Below are 22,156 nucleotides of genomic sequence, written 5' to 3'. Positions count from 1 at the left end.
GGGGCGGCGCGCGAGCGCCACTCCTTCCGCGAAGCACCGCACACCGCACACCGGGCACGTCGGTGCGGAGGGATAGGCTCGCCAGCGTGACGGAACCCGCCCAGCTCACCCACGTCGACGCGACCGGTGCGGCGCGCATGGTCGACGTCTCCGCCAAGCAGGTCTCCGGCCGGGTGGCAGTCGCGGCCGGTCGGCTGCGCACCACGTCCGAGGTGATCGAGCTGCTCCGCCGGGACGGGTTGCCCAAGGGCGACGCGCTCGCGGTCGGCCGACTGGCCGGGATCATGGGCGCCAAGCGCACCCCCGACCTGATCCCGCTGTGCCACCCGATCGCGCTGCACGGTGTCACCGTCGACCTGGTACCCACCACGGACAGCGTCGAGATCACCGCCACCGCCCGCACGGCCGACCGGACCGGCGTCGAGATGGAGGCGCTGACCGCCGTGGCCGTCGCCGGATTGGCCCTGGTGGACATGGTCAAGGCGGTCGACCCGGCGGCGAGCGTCGAGGCGATCCGGGTGGTGCGCAAGGAGGGCGGCAAGACCGGCCTGTGGGAGCGTCCGGCGGACCGGCCGTGATCCGCGCCCGGGTGGTGGTGGCCTCCAATCGCGCCGCCGCCGGCGTCTACGCCGACACCAGCGGTCCGCTGCTCGTCGAAGGCCTGCGTGAACTGGGCTGCGAGGTGGACGAGCCGGTGGTGGTGCCGGACGGCGACCCGGTCGGTCAGGCCATCCGAGCCGCACTGGCCGACGGTGTCGACGTGCTGGTCACCAGCGGCGGGACCGGGGTCACGCCGACCGACCGCACGCCCGACGTGACCCGGGCCCTGCTCGACTACGAGATCCCCGGCATCGCCGAGGCGCTGCGCGCGTACAGCCGTGACCGGGTGCCCACCTCGGTGCTGTCCCGAGGGGTGGCCGGGGTGGCCGGTCGCACTCTGGTGGTGAACCTGCCGGGCTCCACCGGTGGCGCGCGGGACGGTCTCGCCGTGCTGGGGCCGATCCTCGTGCACACCGTCGACCAGTTGCGCGGTGGCGACCACTAGGCGAACCGATAGGCTCGGCCGGGTGAGAACGGAAACCGCATCCGCCACCGAGGGCGCCGCCGCGCCGCCGCCGGCCGGTTGGGAGGAAGCGCGCTCCCGGGTGTACGCGGTGGGCCTGGCCGCCGCACTTCCCGCAGTCGAGCGCCCACTCGCCGACGTCGACGGGTACACCCTCGCCGAACCGCTCACCACCCGGACGGACCTGCCGGCGTTCCCCACGTCGAGTGTGGACGGCTGGGCGGTCCGGGGCGCCGGTCCGTGGCGGGTGGTCGGGCGGGTGCTGGCCGGCGGCAAACCGGCCCCGTTGACCGAGGACGGGACGACCGTCGAGATCGCCACCGGCGCGATGGTGCCGTCGGGCACCTCCGCCGTGCTGCGGGTGGAGGAGTCGACGCGTACCGCCGACGGGTCGGTCGACGGCGTGCCGCGCGGGACGCCGGAGTGGCGGGATCCGGGCGAGGAGGCCGCGGCCGGTGAGGAACTGCTCCCGGCCGGTACCCCGGTCGACCCGGCCGTGATCGGCCTGGCCGCCTCCTGCGGCCACGACACGCTGCGGGTACGCCGCCAGCCCCGGGCCGCGCTGCTGGTCTTCGGGGACGAACTACTCACCGCCGGTCCGCCTGCCGCCGGGCGGGTCCGGGACGCGCTGGGCCCGACCGTGCCGAGTTGGCTGCGGCGGTACGGCTGTCAGATCCGTCCGGCCGACGTGGTCGGACCGGTGGCCGACACGCTGCCCGACCACGTGGCCGCGCTGCGGTCCGCGTTGGCCCACGCCGACCTGGTCTGCACCACCGGCGGGACGATGCACGGGCCGGTCGACCACCTGCATCCGGCGCTGGCCGAACTGGGCGCGGACTACGTGGTCAACACCGTCGCGGTACGCCCCGGTTTCCCGATGTTGCTGGCCCGGGTGGTCGGCAACGACGGTCGGGTCCGGTTCGTCGCCGGGCTGCCCGGCAACCCGCAGTCCGCCGTCGTCGCGCTGGTCTCGCTGGTCGCGCCGCTGCTGGCAGGCCTAGCCGGCCGGGTGGCGCCGGTGCTGCCGCACGTCACGCTGGCCGAGCCGGTGCCGGGACGCGGCGACCACACCCACCTCGCCCTGGTCCGGCTCGACCGGGCCGCCGGGACGGCCCGCCCGGTCCGGCACGTCGGGTCGGCGATGCTGCGCGGCCTCTCCGGCGCGGACGGGTTCGCCGTGATCCGGCCGGGCAGCACCGGTGCCGCCGGTGACCGGGTGCCGCTGGTGCCGCTGCCGCTGCTGCCCGGGGAGCGGGCGTGGTGATCGTGGTCGGGGACGTCACCGAGCAACCGCTGGACCTGGCGGCCCACGAGGCGGCCGTCGCCGACCGGCGGGCCGGCGCGGTGGTCTCCTTCGCCGGGATGGTACGCGACCACGACCACGGCCGCGCAGTGGTGAGCCTGGAGTACGAGGGCCACCCGAGCGCCGCCGCCATCCTGCGGGAGGTGGCCGCCGAGATCGCCGCCGATCCCGACGTCTACGCGGTGGCCGTGTCGCACCGGATCGGCCCGCTCGCCATCGGCGACGCGGCGCTGGTCGCGGCGGTCAGCACCGCGCACCGGGCGGCCGCGTTCGCCGCCTGCGCCAAGCTGGTGGACGAGGTGAAGGCCCGGCTGCCGATCTGGAAGCGGCAGGTCTTCGCCGACGGCACCGAGGAGTGGGTCAACTGCCCGTGATCCGCAGGTGCCGGGTCACGTCGACCCGGCACCGTCGACGCCCCGGTCAGCGCCGGCTGTGCAGCAGCGCGATGCGGGCCATCCGGTCGGTGTAGAAGGCGGGTTCCGCACCGGGACGCCACGGCAGAGCGGCGACCAGCACGATCAGCGCCAGCGCCAGCGAGTTCTCCATCAGCACCCCGAACAGCCCGTTCTCGTAGTGCGAGACCTCGGGGAGTTGGTGCTCGTACGGCCAGATCGGCGAGATCAGGAAGAGCAGATAGAGCCCGAGCGCGGCGATGCCGTGCCGGAGCCCGGTCAACGTCGGGTACCAGATCGGCGGGCGGAGCGCGGAGACACCCGGTGGACCGCCGTACGCGCCGGAGGTGGCCCGCAGGGCCGGACCTCGGCTGGCGTCGTGGCGGCGGATCGCCGCGTCGGCCAGCACGATGATCGCCGGGATCACCCAGACGAGGTGGTGCGTCCAGGAGATCGGGCTGATCACGTTGGCGGTCAGGCCGACCAGGGTGAAGGCGGTCAGCTCGTCACCGTCGGCGTGCGACTGCGAGGCCCGGGACAGGCCCAGCGCCAGCACCAGCACCGCGAAGGCGAGCCAGAGCAGCGTGGGGGTCTCGATCGAGTCGTACAGCCGCGCCAGCAGACCGGCCAGCGACTGGTTGGGCGTCATGTCGGCGGCGCCGACCCGCTCGGTCTGCCACAGCACGTTGCCGAAGTAGGCCCGGGACTCGGCGCCCACGATGCCAAAGCTGCCGATGGTCACGGCGACGGTGGTGCCGATCGCGGTCGCGGCCACCCGCCACTGGCGAGTGATCATCAGGTAGAAGATGAACAACGCCGGGGTGAGCTTCACGGCTGTGGCCAGACCGATGCCCACGCCGGCCCAGGCGCCACCGTAGACGAATCGCAGCAGGGGCCCGTCGCTGTCCGCCTGGTGCGTGCCGCGCCGGGACCGCCAGCGCAGCGCCACCAGATCGGCCATGATCAGGGCGAACAGCAGCAGGTTGACCTGCCCGTAGCCGAGGGTCTCGCGGGTCGGCTCGATGGCGAGCGCGACCGGCGTGGCGATGGCCACCGTGTACCACAGTGGCCAGCCCAGCCGGTCCACGATCGGCCGCAGCAGGGCGGCCAGCACCACGGCCAGCGCGGCGATGCTGACCAGCGCGTTCACCAGCCCCGCCACGGCCACCGGCAGGTGCGCCATGGGCAGCATCGCCAGCCCGGCGAAGGGTGGGTAGGTGAAACCCAGTGTGGTGTCGGGCGCGACGAACTCGTACAGCTCGTGACCGCTCGCCCACCAGACCACCGCGCCGTGATAGATCTTCATGTCGAAGAAGTTGTACGGACGCCCGAAAGCGCCGATGGCAAGCCATGCGGCATAGGCGACGGCGGCGACGATGCCAGCCCGTACGACTGTCCTACGATCGATCCCACGCGTTACGCGACGGACTGCGGCGAGGCGGTCCAGCCTTCTACCGACGCTCGTCGGCATGGCTCGGCCACCCCCGTACCAAGGTCGTCCTACCCGTCCAGGTCCGGTAGGGAGCCTAGAACGGCGCCTCACGTCAGTGCCTCCCGCGTTATGCGACCGTGTCCGATCCCACACCATCTTTTGACATTTCCACCGCGTTAACGCCTACCGGGCGGTTCAGGTGATTCGCGGCCTTAGCCAGACTGGGGGTGGGATAAACGCAGGTCAGCGAGGGGTGACGAGACTCAGCCGGGGATCCGGCGCGCGGTTGCCGCCGATCGGACGGCGATCCGGGCTTCGCGACGTGCGGTCCGGACGGCACGGCGTACCGACCGTCGGGAGTGGCCGATCCGGTGACCGGCCCGCCACCGCAGTCCCGGCTTCCCTTCGGTGTCCGCCGCGGCGAGCAACAGCCCACCGAGGAGACCGAGGTTCTTCAGGAAGTGAATTTGGTTGTTGTTCCGCGCCGCCGGGTCGTCGTTACGCCAGAAGGGATGCCCGGCGAGGGTGACCGGCACCAACGTGCCGGCCAACACCAGCGCCGCCGGCCGGGTGAACCTCCCGGTGGCCAGCATCAGCCCCGCGCCGAACTGGACGGCTGCGTTGGCTCGGATCAGGCTCACCGTGTCGGTGGGGATGCGGGCGTCCGCCCGTTGCAGCAGCGGCGCCACCCGGTCGGTGACCGGCTGCGCCGCCGGCACCAGACGTTCGGGGCTGGTGAAGTTGCGGGCGCCGCTGACCACGAAGATGCCGCTCAACATGGCGCGGGCGAGGGATCGTACGGGCGTCATGGAACAGTCATACCCCGTCCGTGACCTCGACATGCCCCGCAACGGCCCATCTCGATCGATCGGGTGGGCCGGGTGGCCCGAGTGGCGACACGCCACGCCGATTCCAGCGACCGTCACTGATGGATGCGTCACGCGCGGTAACCTCCCCGCGTGACGACGCTGCGGCTCCGACCCGAGGACCCGGCAGACACCGGCGCGGTCCGCCGGGTACTGGCCGCCGCCTTCGCCCGCCCCGACGTGACCACCCCGCCGGAGGTACGCCTCGTCGACGAACTGCGGGCCGGCGACGCGTGGCTCCCGAACCTGGCGATGGTCGCCGAGTACGGCGGTGAGATCGTCGGCTACGCCCTGCTGACCCGGGTTCGGGTCTGCGCGGACGGGGTCAACGCCCCGGCGCTGGTGCTCGGGCCGGTGGCGGTGGCACCGCACCGGCAACGGATCGGGCTCGGTGGCGCGGTGGTGCAGGCCGCCCTGGAGGCGGCCACGGAACTCGGCGAGCGGCTGGTCGTGGTGCTCGGCGACCCCGCGTACTACCGGCGCTTCGGCTTCAGCCGAGCCGACCGGATGGGCCTGACCAGTCCCTGGTCCGGTCTGGGCGAACCATGGCAGGCCCTGGTCCTCCCTCCGACGACCTCGGGCGAGCCGGCCGCCCCACGGGGTGAGGTCGTCTTCCCGCCCCCGTGGTCCAAGGTCTGACCCGCCCCACCTCACCTGCCTCCGCGATCATGGAGTTGTGGTCGTGCTCGATGCAGGATCGAGTGCTGTCACCCTCGCCCCGAGACCACTCGATCCCGGATCGAGCGTGATCTCGCGGCGAGGTCGGCAGGTCGGGTCAGGCGGGTTGGGTGCGCAGGTAGCGGCCGAAGTGCGGGACGGTGAAGGCGACCGTGCCGCGTTCCCCGGAGTAGATCAAACCCTTCTTGATCAGGGCGTCCCGGGCCGGCGAGAGGCTGGCGGGCTTGCGGCCGAGGGCACGGGCGATCTCGGCGGTCGGCACCGCGGCGTCCATGTCGTCCCGGCCGCCTCCGTCGGCTGCCCCCTCGACCAGGGAGAGCGTCGCCATCGCCCGCATGTACTCGCGTTCGGCGGGAGTGGCCCGCTCGAAACGCGAACCGAAGAAGCCCACCGCCAGCTCGGCCTCGGCCTCCGGGGCGGCCACCCGTACGTCGGCGGCGGTGATCGGTGACCGGGGGGCGTGGTCCCAGGTCGCCTTCCCGTACGCCTGGACGAAGTACGGGTACCCGCCGGACTTTTCGTAGAGCAGGTCGAGCGCCTTCGGCTCGTACTCCACGTCCTCCCGCTCGGCCGGTGCGCAGAGTGCCTGGTCGGCGGCGATGCGGTCGAGCCGGTCGATGCGTTGGTAGCGGAACAGCCGCTCGGAGTACGACTTGGCGGCGCTCAGCACCGCCGGCAGGTGCGGCAGACCGGCACCGACCACGATCAGCGGTGCGCCGAGTTGGGAGAGTTCGTGGCAGGCCGCGCAGAGTGCGGAGACGTCCTCCGGCCCGAGGTCCTGCATCTCGTCGATGAAGACGGCGACGCCGGTGCCGACGTCGCTGGCCACCGAGGCGGCGTCGGTGAGCAGCTCGACCAGGTCGATCTCGATGTCGCCGGAGTCGGCCCGGCCGGTGGCCGCCGGTACGTCGATGCCGGGCTGCCACCGGTCGCGCAGCTTGGCGGCACCGGCGCGACCGGTCGGGGCACCCCGTTGGGCGAAGGCTTTGAGTACCCCGAGGAACGCGTCGATCCGGTCCGGTGCGCGATGCCGTGGGGCCAGTTCCCGGACGGCCATGTGCAGGGCGGCGGCGATCGGTCGGCGTAGCGACTGATCTGGGCGGGCCTCGATCTTGCCGCTGCCCCAGAGGCTGTTGATCGCCTGCGAGCGCAGCGTGTTCAGCAGCACGGTCTTGCCGACGCCCCGCAACCCGGTGAGCATCAGACTCCGCTCCGGACGTCCCCGGGCGATGCGTTCCAGCACGATGTCGAAGACGTCCAGCTCCCGCCCCCGCCCGGCCAGTTCGGGCGGGCGCTGACCAGCGCCCGGGGCGTACGGGTTGCGGACCGGATCCACGAATCGCACAGTATCGGGCCGTCTAGGTGGGAGGCTAGACATGGATAGACGGGGCTACCGGTGTGTTGCCGGTCGAGCCAAAACTAGTGCTGTCTAGCGTCCACGCTAGACAGCACTAGTTTTACCGATCGTCGACGCCGGACCTGAGGTCAGCCGCGCTGCTTGAGGTCAGCCGCGCTGCTTGAGGCAGAGCACGAAGTCCAGCGAGTCCAGCTCGCTGTCGTAGAAGTACCAGTTGGTGTAGCCGTCGACCGGCGCACACTTCGCCTCGGCGTCCCGCTCCCCGCTGGTCTTGCCGTCGAAGCGGCGCAGCACCTCGTACGACTTCGGCGCGCACTCGCTGATCACCAGCTTGGGTTTGCCACCGGCGGGGCCCTCGTTGCGTACGCACTGGCCCGGCTCGACGAACCGAGGATCGGTGGACGAGGCGTCCGACGGCGAGCTGGCCGGCTCCTCGTCCTCGTCGTCCGGCCCGGCCGGGGTCACCGGTGCCTCCTCGGGCGTGGGAGCGGCCACCGGCGTCGGCGTCTCGTCGTTCTGCCCGATCAGGTAGAACGCGGTCGCGCCGCCGAGCACGAGCACCAACACCGTCGCCAGTACCGCGAAGATCCGACCCCGACCGCGCCCGCGTTCCGGCGGCGGCTGTCCGGCGTACGCGGTCTCCGCAGCGCCGTCCTGATAGGCCGGGTACGTCGCGGTGTCCTGCGAGTCGGATCCGTGGCCCGCCTCGTGTCCACTGCCCGGGTACTGCGGCCCGCTCGTCCCCGGACCGTAGCCGCCACCGTAGGGCTGGCCACCGCCATGGCCCTGCCCGCTGCTGCCGTAGGGCTGCCCGCCGTGGGACCGCCCATCGCCGTAGCCCGGACCGCCGTGGCCCTGACCGCCGTAGGGCTGGCCGCCGTAGGGCTGGCCGCCGTGGCCCTGTCCGTCGCCGTAGGGAGGCCGGCCGTCGTCGGGTGGTGGCGCCGCGTCATAGGGGCGGTGGCGGTCGGGCGGTCGGCGATCGGAGCCGTACCCCTCATCATGGCCCGGCTCGTGCCACGGCGAAGGACCGCCGCCCGCCGGTGGTCCGTAGTTCGCCATGCACGCACTCCTGAAGCCGTGGGTGGAATCGGTGGGCCGCAGCCGGTCGTCGCCCACGTCACCGTAGCGTGTGACCGTCTCACTGATCGTCCGTACGCGATCACGGACCGGTCACTGCGGCCCCCGCCCGCCCCGCCCTGCGGAGGGCGGGGCGGGTCGGCGGACGCTCAGATGAGCCGGAGCTGATGGTCCTTCGGTCGACGAGGTCCGGCGGCGTCGCCGAGTCGTTCGAAGAGGCCGGCGTCGATCACGTCGAGGAACGGAGACGGTCGGCAGTCGCGTTCCGACCCGTGCCGGACCCGACGTGCCGCGTGGCTGACGTAGAGCCGGTCCTGTGCCCGGGTCAGCCCGACGAAGAACAACCGTCGCTCCTCGGCGATCGCCTCGTCGTCCGGCGTGCTGCCCGGCCAGCGCAACGGCAGCAGTCCGTCCTCGGCCCCGACCAGGAAGACCACCGGGAATTCCAGGCCCTTGGCGGCGTGCAGGGTCAGCAGGGTGACCGCCTCGGCACGGGGGTCGAGCGCGTCCACCTCCGCCCCGGTGGCGAGCTGGGACAGGAACATCTCCAGGTCGTCACCGCAGCGGCGGGCCAGCGGGGTCAGCAGGTCGACCGCGGTACGCACGTCCTCCGGCCGGACCCCGTGCGAGCCGTCGAGGGTGGGGGTCGCGAACCGTTCCGCGAGCGACTGGCCAGCGAGGCGTACCCGGGCGGGCAGTGCGCCGTCGACACCGGTGACGTGCCGCAGCTCGCGGGCGATGGCCATCACGCCGGGCCGGTCCCGCAACCGGTCGTGCGATCGCTTCTGCACCGGGACGTTGGCCCGGGCCAGGGCGTCCACGATCGGCGCGGCCTGCGAGTCGGTGCGGTAGAGCACCGCGATGTCGGAGAAGGACAGCGTGCTCGACCGACCGTCGATGCGCCCGGAGTCCAGCGACCGGTGGGACAGCCCGCCGACCAGCTCGTCGACGGTGCGTACCACGAAGTCGGCCTCGTCGGCGACGGACGCCGCGGCGTACCGTCCGACCAGCGGGGCCTCCGGGTCGAGTCGGGCCGGGTCCAGTCGGCGTCCCCGGACCAGCGACGACGGCGCGATGGCCTGCACGGCGGCGGCCAGGATCGGCGCGGAGGACCGGTAGTTGCGGTTCAGCCGGACCAGGCGGGCGTCGGTGAAGTCCTGCGAGAAGCGCAGGAAGTATCCGACGTCGGCCCCCCGGAACGAGTAGATCGCCTGGTCCGGGTCACCGATCGCGCAGAGGTTGCCGTCGGCGGGGCTGAGCAGACGCAGCAGGTCGTACTGCACGGCGTCGACGTCCTGGTACTCGTCGACGAAGATCCACTGCCAGCGGTCCCGGTAGCGCTCGACCAGCCTGCGGTCGTCGCGCAGCAGCGCCACCGGCAGGGTGAGCAGACCGTCCAGGTCGACCATGCCCTGCTTGCGCAGCAGCGACGTGTACCGCGCCGGATCGTCCCCGGCCTCCGCGCGGGCGGCTGTCCGGTCGGCGTCGTCGGCGATCCGGAAGTCGTCCGGCAGACCAGCGGTGGCCGCGTTCTCCCGCAGGATGGTCAGTCCGAGCGAGTGGAACGTGCCCACGGTGACGTCCTCGGCGACCGGTCCGAGCAGCCCGTCGAGTCGGTGCCGCAGTTCCTCGGCAGCGCGTCGGGTGAAGGTGATCGCCAGGCACCGCTCGGGGAAGACGTTCAGCTCCGCGCAGAGGTACGCGATCCGGTGGGTCAGCGTACGGGTCTTGCCGGTGCCCGGTCCGGCGACGATCAGCAGCGGACCGCCGGGTGCCGAGGCGGCCACCCGCTGCATGGCGTCGAGCCGGTCGAGCAGCCCGCTGCCCACCTCCTCCATGCCGGCGAGCATCGGCTCGAACGGTTCGTGTGGGGAGGGTGCCGGCGCGATCGGCGGTGCCGGTGCCGGCACGGGGGCCGCCTTGCGCTTCGGTTCCGCCTTGGCCGTCGGTCGCTTCGCCTTCGTCTCCGAGCCGCTCGACTCGGCCGGTCGCCGCTGCGTGGGCACCTGCACCGGTACGTCGAACAGCGTCTCCTGCCCGCCCGAGGCCGCGCCGGCACCCAGTTCGGTCGGGTCGAAGAGGGTGATGACGCCGTACTCGCCGTCGTAGCCGGGCACCCGGCGGACCTCGTCGCGGCGCAGTCGGCCGATGCCCTCCGCGAGCAGTTCACCGCCGACCCGCCCGATGTCGTCCAACGGGGTACGCGTCAGGATGTCCAGTTCGGAGCCGAGCGCGGCGACCAGGTCGGTGAGCTTGCCCTCGACCTTCTTGGAACGCGGGCCGACCTTGTTGATCTCGCCGAGGATCTCGGCGAGCTGGATCAGGTGGGTCACCTCGGGCGCGTGCTCCGGCCGGTATCCCTCAGGTCGGTCGGCCAGGTCCTCGACCCGGCTCAGCACGCCCACCGTGAGCGACTTGCCGCACTCCGGGCAGCGTCCGCCGGCCGCCCTGGTCCGCTCCGGCGCCCAGTTCACCCCGCACAGCCGGTGGCCGTCCGCGTGGTACTTGCCCTCTTCGGGGAAGAACTCGATCGTGCCGGCGAGCCCGTCGCCGGTCCGCAGCGCCTCCCGCATGCCGAAGTAGTCCCGTTCCGAGGCGAAGACGGTCGCCTCCCGGGCCAACGCGGGCGGCGAGTGGGCGTCCGAGTTGGACACCAGCCGGTAGGCGTCCAGGCTGCCGACCCGCCAGTTCATCGCCGGGTCCGAGGAGAGGCCGGTCTCCACCGCGAAGATGTGTTCGGCCAGGTCGGCGTAGCAGTCGGCGATCGCGTCGAAGCCGGACTTCGAGCCCAGCGCGGAGAACCACGGCGTCCAGATGTGCGCCGGCACCAGGTAGCCGTCCGGGCTCGCCTCCAGCGTGATCTCCAGCAGGTCGCGGGAGTCCAGGCCGAGGATCGGGCGACCGTCGGACCCGAGATTGCCGATCCGGCCCAACGCGGTGTTGAAGCGGCCCACCGCGTCCAGGTCCGGCAGATAGATCAGGTGGTGGACCTTGCGGGTCCGGTCGTCCCGCTTGTAGATCGTCGAGATCTCCACGCTGAGCATGAACCGGACCGGGTCGCTCTCGGCGTGACTGGAGAGCCGGGGCGGCAACCGGCGGGCGATGTCCCGCTCGGTCTCGTCGGACAATCGGTACAGACCGGGCTCGGCGGGACGCAGGGTCTCCCGGAGGTGGTCGTACCAGGCGGGGTGGGTGAAATCACCGGTGCCGAGCACCGCGATGCCCTTGCGTTTCGCCCACCAGCCGAGGTTCGGCAGGGTCAGGTCACGGCTGCAGGCCCGCGAGTATTTCGAGTGGATGTGCAGATCCGCGACGAAGGGCGGGCGGCCACCGGGGGGTACGGCGTTGAACGGAGGCACGCCGCATCCTGCCACGACCGGCCATGCCCGTGCGCGCCGCCACGCTCGGGCGTGAGGTTCGCTATGCCGAACGCAGTTCCACGAGAGTGACCTGAGGCTCCGCGCCCACCCGCACCGGCGGGCCCCAGAAGCCGGCCCCGTTGGTCACGTAGACCTTGGTCCCGTCCACCTCGCCCAGGCCGGAGACCACCGGCTGCTCCAGCTTGACCAGCAGGTTGAACGGCACGATCTGACCACCGTGGGTGTGACCGGACAGTTGCAGGTCGACGCCGTACTTCGCGGCCTCCATCGCGGCCACCGGCTGGTGGGCGAGGAGCACCACCGGCCGGGACGGGTCCCGGTCGGCGAGCGTGGCCGCGTAGTCGGGCGGGGCGGAGACACCGGTGCCCACGGCGCTGACGTCGTTGACGCCGGCCAGGTCGAGCACGCCACCCCGGGCGGCGATCTCCAACCGCTGGTTCTGCAGCACCCGCAGCCCGAGCCGGTCGACCTCGGCCACCCACTCCTCGACGCCGGAGTAGTACTCGTGGTTGCCGGTGACGAAGTAGCTGCCGTGCCGGGCCCGCAGGTCGCGCAGCGGGGCCGCGTCGTCGCCCAGTTCGGCCACCGTGCCGTCGACCAGGTCACCGACCACGGCGACGATGTCGGCGTCCAGGCGGTTGATCGCGGCGACGATCCGCTCGGTGTGCGCCCGCCCGGTCAGCGGCCCGATGTGGATGTCGGAGACGGTGGCGATGCGCAGGCCGTCCATGCTGCGCGGCAGCTTCGCCAGCGGGATCTGCACCCGGTCCAGTCGGGGCGGACCCATCGCGGTCCGCACCCCGTACCCGACCAGGCCGGTGGCGGTGAGCCCGGCGAAGATCGCCGCGCCACGGGCGAGCAGCAGCCGGCGGGACGGGTCGTGGTCCGGGCCGACCGCTCCGGCGGCCGGTGAGTCACCCGCCTGGTCGGCTGCCGGAGTGCTCGCCTCGGCGTCGTCGATGCCCGGCGGGTCCGCCGGGGTGGCGCTGCCGACCAGGGCCGGCTCCGGTGCGACGGCCGCCGCCCGGCGGCGCAGCACCAGCCGCGTCACCAGCATCGGCACTTCCAGCGCGACGAGGATCACCAGCAGGTAGAACATCACCGCGAGCCAGAGGTAGCCCGGCCAGGCGAGCCAGTACATCCCGGACCGGGTGCCGATCATGGTCGCCGGTACGAGCAGCGCCAGCACCACCGCGGTGACCGTGCCGATCCGCCGCCAGCGTCCGGCGGTGGTGGTGTCCTTGACCAGCCGCTTCCAGAGGTAGAGGTGGATCAGCCCGGTGATCAGGGCAAGCGTGGCCACGAAGCCGAGTACCGCGAACACGTGTGATCCCCTCAGCCACCGGCGAAGGGAGGCAGGACGTCGATCGTCGCTCCGGCCGGCAGCGGCTGCTTCCGATCATGACAGGTGACGCCGTCGACCAGAAAACTCGCCACCTTGAGCACCGGCACCAGCCGCGCGCCGTGCCGCTCGGAGAGCTCCGCCAGCACCTCGTCCAGCGACCGCCCGGCGGTGGTGGTCTCCTCGGCGCGACCGGCGGCGGCGCGGGCCCCGGCGAAGTAGCGCACGGTGACGGTCGCCACGGTCACCCTCCGATGGCCGACATCGGCCGGGTCGGTTGCAGGAAGGTCGGGTCGTCGATGCCGTGCCCGGCCCGCTTGCCCCAGGTCGCCGCCGTCCAGCGGCGGGCCACCTCGTCGTCGTCGGCCCCGGCCCGCAACGCGTCGCGCAGGTTCGACTCCTCGGTGGCGAACAGGCAGTTGCGGATCTGACCGTCGGCGGTGAGCCGGGTCCGGTCGCAGTCGCCGCAGAAGGGCCGGGTCACCGTGCCGATCACGCCGACCCGCGCCGGACCGCCGTCGACCAGCCAGGTCTCGGCGGGCGCGGTGCCGCGCGCGGTCGGGTCCGGGCTCAGCGCGTACGCCGACCGCAGCGTCGTCAGGATCTCCTCGGCGGTGACCATGGCGGCGCGGTCCCAACCGTGCTGGGCGTCCAGCGGCATCTGCTCGATGAACCGCAGCTCGTAGCCGTGGTCGAGGGCGAAGCGGAGCAGTGCCGGTGCCTCGTCGTCGTTGACGCCCCGCATCAGCACCGCGTTGACCTTGACCGGGGTCAGCCCGGCGTCGGCGGCACCGGCCAGACCGGCCAGCACGTCGGAGAGCCGGTCGCGTCGGGTCAGCCGGGTGAAGCGCTCACGGTCCAGCGTGTCCAGCGAGACGTTCACCCGGTCCAGCCCGGCCTCGCGCAACGCCGGAGCCAGCCGGTGCAGCCCGATGCCGTTCGTGGTCAGCGAGAGCCGGGGACGCGGGTCGAGTGCGGCGGCGGCCGAGACGATGCCCACGAGACCCGGGCGGATCAGCGGTTCGCCGCCGGTGAACCGGACCTCGGTCACGCCGAGCCGGCACACCGCCACCCGGATCAGCCGGACCACCTCGTCGTCGGTGAGCAGCTGCGGCCCGGCCAGCCAGGGCAGTCCCTCGGCGGGCATGCAGTACGTACAGCGCAGGTTGCACTTGTCGGTCAGCGAGACCCGAAGGTCCCGGGCGACGCGGCCGTACCGGTCGACAAGGGCGCCGGCGGTCGGCGGGGCGACGGTCACCCGTCGACCGTAGCGCGCTCGGCCCCGCTCAGGGCCGCCCGGGCGGCGTGCACGACCGAATCCCGGTACCCGCTGCCGAACAGGGCGGTGTGCACCAGCAACAGGTGTAACTGGTGCAGCGGCACCCGGTGCCGCCAGCCGTCGGCCAACGGCCAGGTCTCGTCGTACGCGGCCAGGATCCGGTCCGCGTACGGTGCCCCGCCGAAGAGCGCTAGCTGCGCGAGGTCGGTCTCCCGGTGCCCACCGTGCGCGGCCGGGTCGACCAGCCAGACCCGGTCGTCGGCGCCCCAGAGCAGGTTGCCGGGCCAGAGGTCGCCGTGGATGCGGGCGGGCGGCTCGTCACCGCCGAACTCGTCGATCCGGGTCACGACCTGCTCGACGAGCGCGGCGGCGGTGGCGTCCAGGGCGCTTCCGTCGACCGAGCGACGCAGGTAGGGCACGATCCGGGCCTGTGCGAACCAGACCGGCCAGGGACCGTCGTGCGGGGTGTTGTCCGCCGGCAGCGCGCCGATGAAGCCCGGCCAGCGTGCCCCGAAGGCGGACGCTCCGGCCCGGTGCATCTCGGCCAGCTCACGCCCGAAGCGGTCGGCCGCCGCCCGCTGGGGCTCACCCGGCTGCACCCACTCCAACGCGAGCAGGTCGGGCAGCGCCACCAGCACCTCCGGTACGGCGACGGCACCGGCCTCCCGTAACCAGCGCAGCCCGGCCGCCTCGGTGGCGAAGAAGTCGTCCGGCACCTGCCGGTCGGCGTGCTCCGGCCAGGTCTTGGCGAACACCGAGTGCCCGTCGTCCAGCGTCAGCCGGCTGGCGGCGCAGATGTCGCCGCCGCTCACCGGCGTCTCCCGGATCCGCTGATGGGTCAGGAAGGTCGGCAACTGCTCCGGATGCGCCCGCAGGTACGCCAGATCCATCCCCGCAAGGTATCCCTTCGGGTGTAAGGAGGGGTCCCCTACTAACGCCTCGTGTATAGGAAGGGTCCCTTCCTAACGTCCGTGCCCTGGTGCGGGGGAGTAGTCGGATCGCGTTGAGCTGGGCGGATACGCAGGGTGACTGTGGATAACCCGCGTGTCGTCCACAGGGGCAGCGGTGGGAACCGGACGGCTCGCAAGCTGCCCTCATGAACTCCACTGACCTGCCCCGGCTCACCGTCAGATCGCCCGCCGACCTCATCGCGGCCGTGCCGTACCTGCTCGGCTTCCACCCCACCGACAGCGTCGTGGTGGTGGCGCTGGCCGGCTCGCGGATCGTCTTCGCCGCCCGGACGGACCTGCCCGGCGAGGGTGATCCGCGTGAGTCGGCAGAGCACATCGCCAGGGTGACCGCGCGGCAGGGCGCCGATTCGGCCACGGCGATCGGGTACGGCCCGGCGGCCCGGGTCACTCCGGCCGTGGACGCGGTCCGGGGCGCGCTTGCCGACGCGGGGCTCACTGTCCTGGACGCGTTACGGGTCACCGGTGACCGGTGGTGGTCGTACGTCTGTCAGGAGCCGGAGTGCTGCCCGCCCGAGGGCACCCGGTACGACCCGAGGGCCAGTGCGGTGCCGGCCGCGGCGGTCTTCGCCGGCCAGGTCGCGCTGCCTGACCGGGCCGCTCTCGCCGCGGCGGTGGCCCCGGTCGACGGGCCGGAGATGCGGCGCGCCGCCGAACGGGCCGACCGGCGACTCGCCGACCTGCTGGCGGAGGCACCCCCGGCCGACCTGCTCGGCGGTCGGGCGCTGCGGACGGCCGGGGTGGCAGCGCTGCGGGCCACCCGACGACGTCACCGCGACGGCGAGCCGTTGACCGACGATGAGGTGGCGTGGCTCTGCCTGCTGCTGACCCATCTGCCGGTGCGGGACCACGCCTGGGAACGCACCGACGGCCGGGACGAGGACGTGGCGTTCTGGACCGAGATGATGCGCCGGACCGAGCCGGACCTGTCCGCCGCGCCCGGTGCCCTGCTCGCCTTCGCCGCCTGGCGCGCGGGGCAGGGCGCGCTGGCGGCGGTGGCATTGGAGCGGGTGCTGGCCGAGCACCCGGACTACTCGCTCGGCCTGCTGCTGGACGACCTGCTCCGCCGGGGAGTGCCGCCGTCACGCCTGGACGGTTGGCCGAGATCGCCGAAGGCGCTGCGGCGGGGCAGGCGTCGATCCGGGCGTCGCCCGCGATGATAAACAAGAAGTCTTGTACGTCATTTCTTGTACGTCTACGGTGGCGACATGACGAACGACGAGACCGTGCTGCACCTGACCGACCCCCGCGCCATGCGGGCACTCGCCCACCCCACCCGGCTTCGGCTGCTCGGCGAACTGCGGCTGCGGGGGCCGCAGAGCGTCGGGATGCTCAGCGAGGTCGTCGACGAGGCGGTGGGCTCGGTCAGTTACCACCTGAGCAAGCTCGCCGAGCACGGCTTCGTGCGGGAGGCTCCGGAGTGCGCGCGCAACCGTCGGGAACGGTGGTGGCGAGCCGCGCACGCCACCACCTCCTGGGAGCCACTGGAGGCACTCGACGACCCGGAGCGGAAGGTCGCCTCGGACCTGTTGCGGCGTGCCGTGCTGGAGCGGTACCAGGCGGCCCTGAACGGTTACCTCGCCGCCGAGGCGACCTTCGAGCCGGAGTGGGTACGCGGCACCGCCAGCAGCGACAACGCCTATCACCTCACCGCGGCCGAACTGCGGGAACTGCGGGCCGACCTGGAGGCGCTGGCCGCGCGCTGGCAGGAGCGCAGCGACCCGGACCGCGCCGACGCCCGCCCGGTCACGATGATCTATCACGCGTTCCGGCGGCCCGAATGAGCCGCCCGTCCCGCACGCCGCTGATCGGTCTGCTGGTCGGGCACACGGTCTCGCTGACCGGCAACATGCTCACGATCATCGCGCTGCCGCTCTACGTACTCGCCGAGACCGGCTCGCCGGCCGCCACCGGCCTCACCGCTGCCGTCGCGACCGCGCCGATCGTGCTCGGTGGCGCACTGGGCGGAGTCCTGGTCGACCGGATCGGCTACCGTCGCGCGAGCGTGCTCGCCGATCTGGTCTCCTGCCTGACGGTCGCCGCGATCCCCCTCCTGCACGCCACGGTCGGTCTGCCGTTCTGGGCGCTGCTCGCGCTGGTCTTCCTCAGCGGTCTGCTCGACACGCCGGGCCAGACCGCCCGGGTCGCCCTGCTGCCCGAGGCGGCCACCGCCGCCGGCCTGCCGACCGAGCGGGCGATCGGCTGGTTCGAGGCGACCGAGCGGGGTGCCCGACTGCTCGGTGCACCGGTGGCCGGCCTGCTGGTCGCCACCCTGGGGGCGCTGCCCGTGCTGGTCCTCGACGCGGCCACGTTCGTGCTGTCCGCAGTGGTCGTCGCCGTGCTGGTGCCGGCGAACCTCCAGCCCGGTGCCGACGAGGCCGCGACCGTCGACGGGCCAGCGACCAGCCACGACACCGGCTACTGGCGTCAGTTCGCCGCCGGCGTACGGTTCCTGCTCGCCGAGCCCCTGTTGCGGGTCCTGGTCCTGCTGGTGTTGGTGACCAACTTCTTCGACGCGACCAACACCAACGTGCTGCTGCCCGTCGTCGCGCACCGGGACCTCGGCGGAGCGGCGGCCCTCGGGCTGCTCGTCGGTGCCATGGGCGGTGGCGCGCTGGCGGGCTCGTTGGTGTTCAGCGCCGTCGGTCACCGGCTGCCCCGCCGGGTCACCTTCGTGGTGGCCTTCGCGGTGGCCGGTCCCCCGCCGTTCTGGGCGATGGCCGCCGGGCTGCCGTTGCCCGTCCTGCTCGTCGTGTTCGCCAGCGCCGGTTTCGCCGCCGGGGCGATCAACCCCATGATCGGCGCGATCAAGCTCGAACGCGTACCGGCCCGGATGCGGGCCCGGGCGTACGGCGTGATCGGCGCGGTGGCCTGGGCCGCCATCCCGCTCGGCGCGCTCGCAGCGGGTTTCGCCAGCGAACATGCCGGCACCACGGCCACCCTCGTCGTGGCCGGCGCCGGCTACCTCCTGGTGGTCCTCACCCCGCTCCTCGGTGGCCCGTGGCGCACCATGAACCGTCCCCCGAACCCACCTCAGGAGACCGTCCCGAAGGCTCGACAGGCCACGGTGCCAGGGCAGCCGTCGGACCGGGACACCCGGATAATCACCGCATGAGCGTGCGTCCCCTAGGCCCGGCATGAGCGCCGCGCTACTGCTGTCCCTCGCGGGTCTGGCGCTCGTCGACAGCACCAGCATCGGCACCCTGTTCATCCCGGTCTGGCTGCTGCTCGCCCCGGGCCCGGTTCGCCTCGGGCGGGTGTCGACCTACCTGGGCACCATCGCCTGCTTCTACTTCCTGGTCGGCTTGTTGCTCTACTTCGGCGGCAGCGGGCTGGCCGAGATGCTGGGCGGCGCGCTGGACAACCGGCCGGTGCTGTGGGGGCAGCTCGCGCTCGGTGTCGGGTTGTTCGTGCTGAGCTTCCGCTACGACGGCAAACGCGGCGGTGGCGGCGGTCGGGTGTTGCGCTGGCGGGACCGGGCGACGTCCGGTGACTCCTCGGCCCGTTGGCTGGTCGGGTTGGCGGTGTTCGCCGCGCTGGCCGAGGTGGCGACCATGCTGCCGTACCTCGGTGCCCTGGGTCTGCTCACCACCTCGGGTCTGGGCGTGCCGCAGGTGATCGCGTTGTTGGCGGGGTACTGCCTGGTCATGATCCTGCCGGCGCTGGTGTTGCTGGGCGCGCGGGTGGCGTGGCCGAGGCGGATCGAGCCACTGCTCGCCCGCCTCAACGCGTGGATCGTGCGGTCGTCGGGCAGCATGCTGGGCTGGATCCTGGGCATCGCGGGTTTCCTCATCGCCCGGGACGCCGCCGTCCGGCTGGAACTGTTCGAGCTGCTGGCCAACCGCTGAGCAACCGGGTGGGCGGTCTCGCCCGAAGCGGCGGTCAGCCGGTCACCCGGTGGGTGCCGGTGTAGATGTTCATCGTCCGTCCGCGCAGGAAGCCGACCAGGGTGAGCCCGGCTTCGGCAGCCAGGTCGACCGCGAGCGTGCTCGGCGCCGACACCGCCGCGAGCAGCGGCAACCCGGCCATCCACGCCTTCTGGGTCAGCTCGAAACTGGCCCGGCCGGAGACCAGCAACAGGTGCCCGGCCAGCGGCAGCCGACGCTCGCGGAGCGCCCAGCCGATCACCTTGTCCACCGCATTGTGTCGGCCGACGTCCTCGCGCAGCACCAGCAACTCGCCGTCGGCGGAGAACAGTCCCGCCGCGTGCGACCCGCCGGTACGGTCGAAGCCCCGCTGACCGGCCCGTAGCCGCTCCGGGAGTCCGGCCAGAATCTCGGCGGGGACGGCGAGCGGGTCGGCGGCCACGTCGAACCGGGACCGGGTACGGACCGCGTCGATGCTCGCCTTGCCGCAGACCCCGCAGGCGCTGGTGGTCTGGAAGTGCCGGGTCGTCTCGGCTCCGGGCGACGGCACGCCCGGAGCCAGCGTCACGTCGACCACGTTGTAGGTGTTCGGCGTCTCGGTGCCGGCACAGAGTTGCGCGGTGGACACGTCGTCGGCCGAGCGGATGAGCCCCTCGGTGAACAGGAAGCCGAGCGCCAGATCCAGGTCGGCGCCGGGGGTCCGCATGGTGACCGAGAGCGGGCGGCGTCGGTCCGGACCGGCCGGCCCGACCCGGATCTCCAGCGGTTCCTCGGCGGCGAGAGTGTCCGGTCGACGTACCCGGATCCGTCCGGTGTCCGTCGCGTCGAGGTCGACGCGGAGCACCCCACGTCGGTCACTGGCCCGTCCCACCCCGCCATCCTGCCCCGCCCGCACACCCCACCGCATCCGACCGCTCCACCCGGCCACCCGGCCACAAAGCTGGCCGGTGGCAGCGCCGGAAACAGCCACCCCGCCCGGCCACCCCGCCCGGCGGCAGCGCCGGAGACGGCCGAGCCGTGCGGGTTACCGTCATCCGGTGACGACGTACGCGGCGATCGTGCTCGCGGGTGGGGCGGCGCGCCGGATGGGTGGGCGGGACAAGCCGGCGCTGCCCGTCGGTGGCGTACCGATGCGCGAGCGGGTGCTCGCGGCGGTCGCCGACGCGACGCCCCGCATCCTGGTCGGTCCCGGGCCGGCCCCGGCGGGGGTGCTCCCGGCACGGGAGTCGCCGCCCGGTGGCGGGCCGGTCGCCGCCACCGCAGCCGGACTGGCCCTGCTCGAACCGGGGGTACCGGTCGTCGCGCTGCTCGCCGCCGACCTGCCGCTGTTGACCCGGCCCGCCGTCGGTGACCTGCTGCGCCAGTTGGACACGCCACCGAACACCCCACCGAACACCCCACCGGGCACACCACCGAACGCCCCGCCGTGCACGCCGCTGGAGATGCCGCCGCAGGTGGACGGGGTGTGTTTCGTGGACGCCTCGGGACGGCGGCAGACGTTGTGCGGGGTGTGGCGTACCGACGCCCTGCGTGCGGCGCTGGACCGGCTCGCCGGACGGCACTCCGGAGCGCCGCTGCGGGAGTTGCTCGCCGGGCTCACCGTGCGCGAGGTGACGTGGTCCGGTGGCGGCCCACCGCCGTGGTTCGACTGCGACACTGACGGTGACGTACGCCGGGCGGAGGAGTGGGCGCGATGACGGTGCTGGACGACTGGGTCACGGCGGTCTGCGCGGAACTGGGGCTGGAACCCGCCCAGGTGCCGGTGCCGACCGTGCTCGACCTGGCCCGGGACGTGGCCCACCAGGTGGTGCGTCCGGGTGCCCCGGTCACCGCGTACCTGCTCGGGCTGGCCGTGGGGCGTGGCGCCGATCCGGTCGCGGCGGCGGCCCGGCTCGCCGACCTGGCCGGCACCTGGCCGGTGGAGTTGGGCGGCGGCCGGCCGGCCGACTGACCGCAGCCGAGGGGGCTGTCCGATCACGGTCCGGGCCGCGCCGACCGATACGGCGGCTGGGTAGGGTGACCGGAACGGACGGAGGCGATCATGACGGCAGACCACCCCTCGGCGCCGCCCGGCACGCCGGCGCATCACCACGAGTCGATCCTGCTCGACGAGCCGACCACGGCCGACCTGCGGGCGAAGGTGACCCAGGCGTGGCGGGAGTTCGCGAGGGCGCTGGCCGACCGGCTGGTCGACCTGCCGGCGGGGGCGCGTGTGGAGCTGACGCTCGACCCGACCGCCTCGGGCACGGACGACGCGGTCTACGCCGTCGGGGCCGATGTCGGCACGGACGGCCGACTCAACGCGCGCGCGGTCGGCAACGCCACCCTGCCGCAGGGGTACCGGCTGGACCGTGCGGCCGTCGCCGACATGGTCGCGCTGGGTTGGTCGCCGCCGGGCGTGGTGGAGGGCTCCGGTGACCAGTTCGGCCTGCACTGCGGGGTCGACGAGGCCACCCGGCTGGCTGCGGTGCTCTCTCGTACGCTGCGCGACATCTATGGCGCGCCGCATCCCGCGTTCCTGGTCTATCAGATCGAGGACGCCGAGGGTGAGCCGCTCGCGGGTGTCCCGCTGGGCACGGCGCGCAGCGAGTTCGGCCTGGTGCGGGAGATCGGCACCGAGCTGGCGGAGGCGCTGGCCGCCGCCGGTGGGGACAGCCCGGAGACCGAGGTGCTGGACCTGGCCGAGCGGGTACGCACGGTCGTCTCCACCATGCTCAAGTCGGACTCGGACCGGGTCCAGGTCGACTCCGACGGCGACATCAACATCCGCGCGGGCTCGGCGATGGTCTTCGTCCGGGTCCGGGACAATCCGCCGCTGGTCGACGTCTTCTCCCCGGTCCTGACCGAGGTCGAGCCCACCGAGCGGTTGTACGTCAAGCTCTCCGAGCTGACCAACCGGATGCCGATCGGGCGGCTCTACTGTGCCGACGACACCGTGTGGGCCTCGATCCCGGTCTTCGGCCGGAACTTCCAGCCCACCCATCTGATGCTGGCCGTGCAGGTGATGACCGGCCTGGCGGACGAGTTGGACGACCGCCTGCACGGTGAGTTCGGTGGCAAGCGCTTCTTCGGCGAGGGGGACAAGCCGGGGCGGGGTGAGCACCGCACCGGCATGTACCTCTGACCGTCGGCCGTTCCGAGTCGCCGGGC

Annotated in this window: 22 protein-coding genes; 12 read left to right on the top strand and 10 right to left on the bottom strand. The window is 72.9% G+C overall.

Going from position 1 to position 22,156, the window contains the following annotated elements; translation table 11 throughout:
* Positions 1 to 86: 86 nt before the first annotated feature.
* The 4 genes from moaC to ACIBO1_RS10305 are packed head-to-tail and all read left to right on the top strand — an operon-like array spanning position 87 to position 2,740.
* Positions 87 to 578: a cyclic pyranopterin monophosphate synthase MoaC gene (gene moaC, locus ACIBO1_RS10320; RefSeq protein ID WP_396743667.1), complete on the top strand. Its 492-nt coding sequence runs from the start codon at positions 87 to 89 to the stop codon at positions 576 to 578.
* Entirely contained in the window at positions 575 to 1,045 is a 471-nt protein-coding gene (locus tag ACIBO1_RS10315) for a molybdenum cofactor biosynthesis protein B (protein ID WP_396743664.1), read from the top strand. The genes moaC and ACIBO1_RS10315 overlap by 4 nt, the downstream gene beginning before the upstream one ends.
* 22 nt (positions 1,046 to 1,067) lie before the next feature.
* On the top strand, positions 1,068 to 2,327 hold the full coding sequence (locus ACIBO1_RS10310; protein WP_396743661.1) for a molybdopterin molybdotransferase MoeA: 1,260 nt from the start codon (positions 1,068 to 1,070) through the stop codon (positions 2,325 to 2,327).
* Entirely contained in the window at positions 2,321 to 2,740 is a 420-nt protein-coding gene (locus ACIBO1_RS10305) for a molybdenum cofactor biosynthesis protein MoaE (RefSeq protein ID WP_396743658.1), read from the top strand. The genes ACIBO1_RS10310 and ACIBO1_RS10305 overlap by 7 nt, the downstream gene beginning before the upstream one ends.
* Positions 2,741 to 2,786: 46 nt before the next feature.
* Here the strand turns inward: ACIBO1_RS10305 and ACIBO1_RS10300 are convergent, their stop codons facing one another.
* Positions 2,787 to 4,229 (bottom strand): glycosyltransferase 87 family protein, encoded by a 1,443-nt coding sequence (locus ACIBO1_RS10300; protein ID WP_396743655.1) that lies wholly within the window; start codon positions 4,227 to 4,229, stop codon positions 2,787 to 2,789.
* Between the two features lie 224 nt (positions 4,230 to 4,453).
* Positions 4,454 to 4,999: a DoxX family protein gene (locus ACIBO1_RS10295; protein ID WP_396743652.1), complete on the bottom strand. Its 546-nt coding sequence runs from the start codon at positions 4,997 to 4,999 to the stop codon at positions 4,454 to 4,456.
* Positions 5,000 to 5,149: 150 nt separating this feature from the next.
* Between ACIBO1_RS10295 and ACIBO1_RS10290 the strand changes: the two genes are divergently transcribed.
* Entirely contained in the window at positions 5,150 to 5,695 is a 546-nt protein-coding gene (locus tag ACIBO1_RS10290; RefSeq protein ID WP_396743649.1) for a GNAT family N-acetyltransferase, read from the top strand.
* A gap of 136 nt (positions 5,696 to 5,831) precedes the next feature.
* Here the strand turns inward: ACIBO1_RS10290 and ACIBO1_RS10285 are convergent, their stop codons facing one another.
* The 7 genes from ACIBO1_RS10285 to ACIBO1_RS10255 form a co-directional block, all read right to left on the bottom strand.
* Complete coding sequence (locus ACIBO1_RS10285; RefSeq protein ID WP_396743646.1) at positions 5,832 to 7,070, bottom strand: AAA family ATPase; 1,239 nt, start codon at positions 7,068 to 7,070, stop codon at positions 5,832 to 5,834.
* A 168-nt stretch (positions 7,071 to 7,238) separates the two neighbouring features.
* A complete protein-coding gene (locus ACIBO1_RS10280; protein WP_396743643.1) occupies positions 7,239 to 8,153 on the bottom strand; it encodes a flagellar basal body protein FliL in 915 nt (304 codons plus the stop codon).
* 167 nt (positions 8,154 to 8,320) lie between these two features.
* Positions 8,321 to 11,530: a UvrD-helicase domain-containing protein gene (locus tag ACIBO1_RS10275; RefSeq protein ID WP_396743640.1), complete on the bottom strand. Its 3,210-nt coding sequence runs from the start codon at positions 11,528 to 11,530 to the stop codon at positions 8,321 to 8,323.
* A 61-nt stretch (positions 11,531 to 11,591) separates the two neighbouring features.
* On the bottom strand, positions 11,592 to 12,875 hold the full coding sequence (locus tag ACIBO1_RS10270; protein WP_396743637.1) for a metallophosphoesterase: 1,284 nt from the start codon (positions 12,873 to 12,875) through the stop codon (positions 11,592 to 11,594).
* Between the two features lie 11 nt (positions 12,876 to 12,886).
* Positions 12,887 to 13,141, bottom strand: a complete 255-nt coding sequence (locus ACIBO1_RS10265) for a MoaD/ThiS family protein (RefSeq protein WP_396743634.1) — start codon at positions 13,139 to 13,141, stop codon at positions 12,887 to 12,889.
* Positions 13,138 to 14,151, bottom strand: a complete 1,014-nt coding sequence (gene moaA, locus ACIBO1_RS10260; RefSeq protein ID WP_396743631.1) for a GTP 3',8-cyclase MoaA — start codon at positions 14,149 to 14,151, stop codon at positions 13,138 to 13,140. The genes ACIBO1_RS10265 and moaA overlap by 4 nt, the downstream gene beginning before the upstream one ends.
* On the bottom strand, positions 14,148 to 15,062 hold the full coding sequence (locus ACIBO1_RS10255; protein WP_396743627.1) for a fructosamine kinase family protein: 915 nt from the start codon (positions 15,060 to 15,062) through the stop codon (positions 14,148 to 14,150). Before ACIBO1_RS10255 ends, moaA begins: the two co-directional genes overlap by 4 nt.
* A 206-nt stretch (positions 15,063 to 15,268) precedes the next feature.
* Between ACIBO1_RS10255 and ACIBO1_RS10250 the strand changes: the two genes are divergently transcribed.
* The 4 genes from ACIBO1_RS10250 to ACIBO1_RS10235 are packed head-to-tail and all read left to right on the top strand — an operon-like array spanning position 15,269 to position 18,988.
* A complete protein-coding gene (locus ACIBO1_RS10250; protein ID WP_396743624.1) occupies positions 15,269 to 16,300 on the top strand; it encodes a DUF4192 domain-containing protein in 1,032 nt (343 codons plus the stop codon).
* A 48-nt stretch (positions 16,301 to 16,348) separates the two neighbouring features.
* On the top strand, positions 16,349 to 16,924 hold the full coding sequence (locus ACIBO1_RS10245; RefSeq protein ID WP_396743621.1) for a helix-turn-helix domain-containing protein: 576 nt from the start codon (positions 16,349 to 16,351) through the stop codon (positions 16,922 to 16,924).
* Entirely contained in the window at positions 16,921 to 18,255 is a 1,335-nt protein-coding gene (locus ACIBO1_RS10240; RefSeq protein ID WP_396743618.1) for an MFS transporter, read from the top strand. Before ACIBO1_RS10245 ends, ACIBO1_RS10240 begins: the two co-directional genes overlap by 4 nt.
* Before the next feature lie 22 nt (positions 18,256 to 18,277).
* A complete protein-coding gene (locus ACIBO1_RS10235) occupies positions 18,278 to 18,988 on the top strand; it encodes a GAP family protein (protein WP_350698024.1) in 711 nt (236 codons plus the stop codon).
* 34 nt (positions 18,989 to 19,022) lie between these two features.
* On the opposite strand, the gene fdhD is transcribed toward ACIBO1_RS10235, so the two are convergent.
* The gene (fdhD, locus tag ACIBO1_RS10230) at positions 19,023 to 19,877 is read right to left on the bottom strand and encodes a formate dehydrogenase accessory sulfurtransferase FdhD (RefSeq protein WP_396743614.1); all 855 of its coding nucleotides are present in this window, start codon (positions 19,875 to 19,877) and stop codon (positions 19,023 to 19,025) included.
* A gap of 166 nt (positions 19,878 to 20,043) precedes the next feature.
* Here fdhD and ACIBO1_RS10225 point away from each other — a divergent pair, with 166 nt between their 5' ends.
* The 3 genes from ACIBO1_RS10225 to ACIBO1_RS10215 all read left to right on the top strand — a co-directional run bounded on the left by ACIBO1_RS10225 (position 20,044) and on the right by ACIBO1_RS10215 (position 22,130).
* A complete protein-coding gene (locus ACIBO1_RS10225; RefSeq protein WP_396743611.1) occupies positions 20,044 to 20,703 on the top strand; it encodes a molybdenum cofactor guanylyltransferase in 660 nt (219 codons plus the stop codon).
* On the top strand, positions 20,700 to 20,957 hold the full coding sequence (locus tag ACIBO1_RS10220; RefSeq protein WP_396743609.1) for a DUF6457 domain-containing protein: 258 nt from the start codon (positions 20,700 to 20,702) through the stop codon (positions 20,955 to 20,957). The genes ACIBO1_RS10225 and ACIBO1_RS10220 overlap by 4 nt, the downstream gene beginning before the upstream one ends.
* Before the next feature lie 90 nt (positions 20,958 to 21,047).
* A complete protein-coding gene (locus tag ACIBO1_RS10215; protein ID WP_396743606.1) occupies positions 21,048 to 22,130 on the top strand; it encodes a T3SS (YopN, CesT) and YbjN peptide-binding chaperone 1 in 1,083 nt (360 codons plus the stop codon).
* The last annotated feature ends 26 nt before the right edge of the window (positions 22,131 to 22,156 follow it).

It is taken from the genome of Micromonospora sp. NPDC049903 (genome assembly GCF_044460945.1).
GTDB lineage: Bacteria > Actinomycetota > Actinomycetes > Mycobacteriales > Micromonosporaceae > Micromonospora.
The sequence above is the reverse complement of the archived record's forward strand: the minus strand, read 5'-3'. Positions and strand labels throughout refer to the sequence as shown.

Excerpts from the sequence above, each read along its gene's own strand:
- ACIBO1_RS10300 (WP_396743655.1), bottom strand. The coding sequence starts at position 4,229 with ATGCCGACGAGCGTCGGTAGAAGGCTGGACCGCCTCGCCGCAGTCCGT.
- ACIBO1_RS10255 (WP_396743627.1), bottom strand. The coding sequence starts at position 15,062 with ATGGATCTGGCGTACCTGCGGGCGCATCCGGAGCAGTTGCCGACCTTC.
- ACIBO1_RS10295 (WP_396743652.1), bottom strand. The coding sequence starts at position 4,999 with ATGACGCCCGTACGATCCCTCGCCCGCGCCATGTTGAGCGGCATCTTC.
- ACIBO1_RS10235 (WP_350698024.1), top strand. The coding sequence starts at position 18,278 with ATGAGCGCCGCGCTACTGCTGTCCCTCGCGGGTCTGGCGCTCGTCGAC.
- ACIBO1_RS10245 (WP_396743621.1), top strand. The coding sequence starts at position 16,349 with ATGACGAACGACGAGACCGTGCTGCACCTGACCGACCCCCGCGCCATG.
- ACIBO1_RS10280 (WP_396743643.1), bottom strand. The coding sequence starts at position 8,153 with ATGGCGAACTACGGACCACCGGCGGGCGGCGGTCCTTCGCCGTGGCAC.
- ACIBO1_RS10215 (WP_396743606.1), top strand. The coding sequence starts at position 21,048 with ATGACGGCAGACCACCCCTCGGCGCCGCCCGGCACGCCGGCGCATCAC.
- ACIBO1_RS10240 (WP_396743618.1), top strand. The coding sequence starts at position 16,921 with ATGAGCCGCCCGTCCCGCACGCCGCTGATCGGTCTGCTGGTCGGGCAC.
- ACIBO1_RS10250 (WP_396743624.1), top strand. The coding sequence starts at position 15,269 with ATGAACTCCACTGACCTGCCCCGGCTCACCGTCAGATCGCCCGCCGAC.
- ACIBO1_RS10220 (WP_396743609.1), top strand. The coding sequence starts at position 20,700 with ATGACGGTGCTGGACGACTGGGTCACGGCGGTCTGCGCGGAACTGGGG.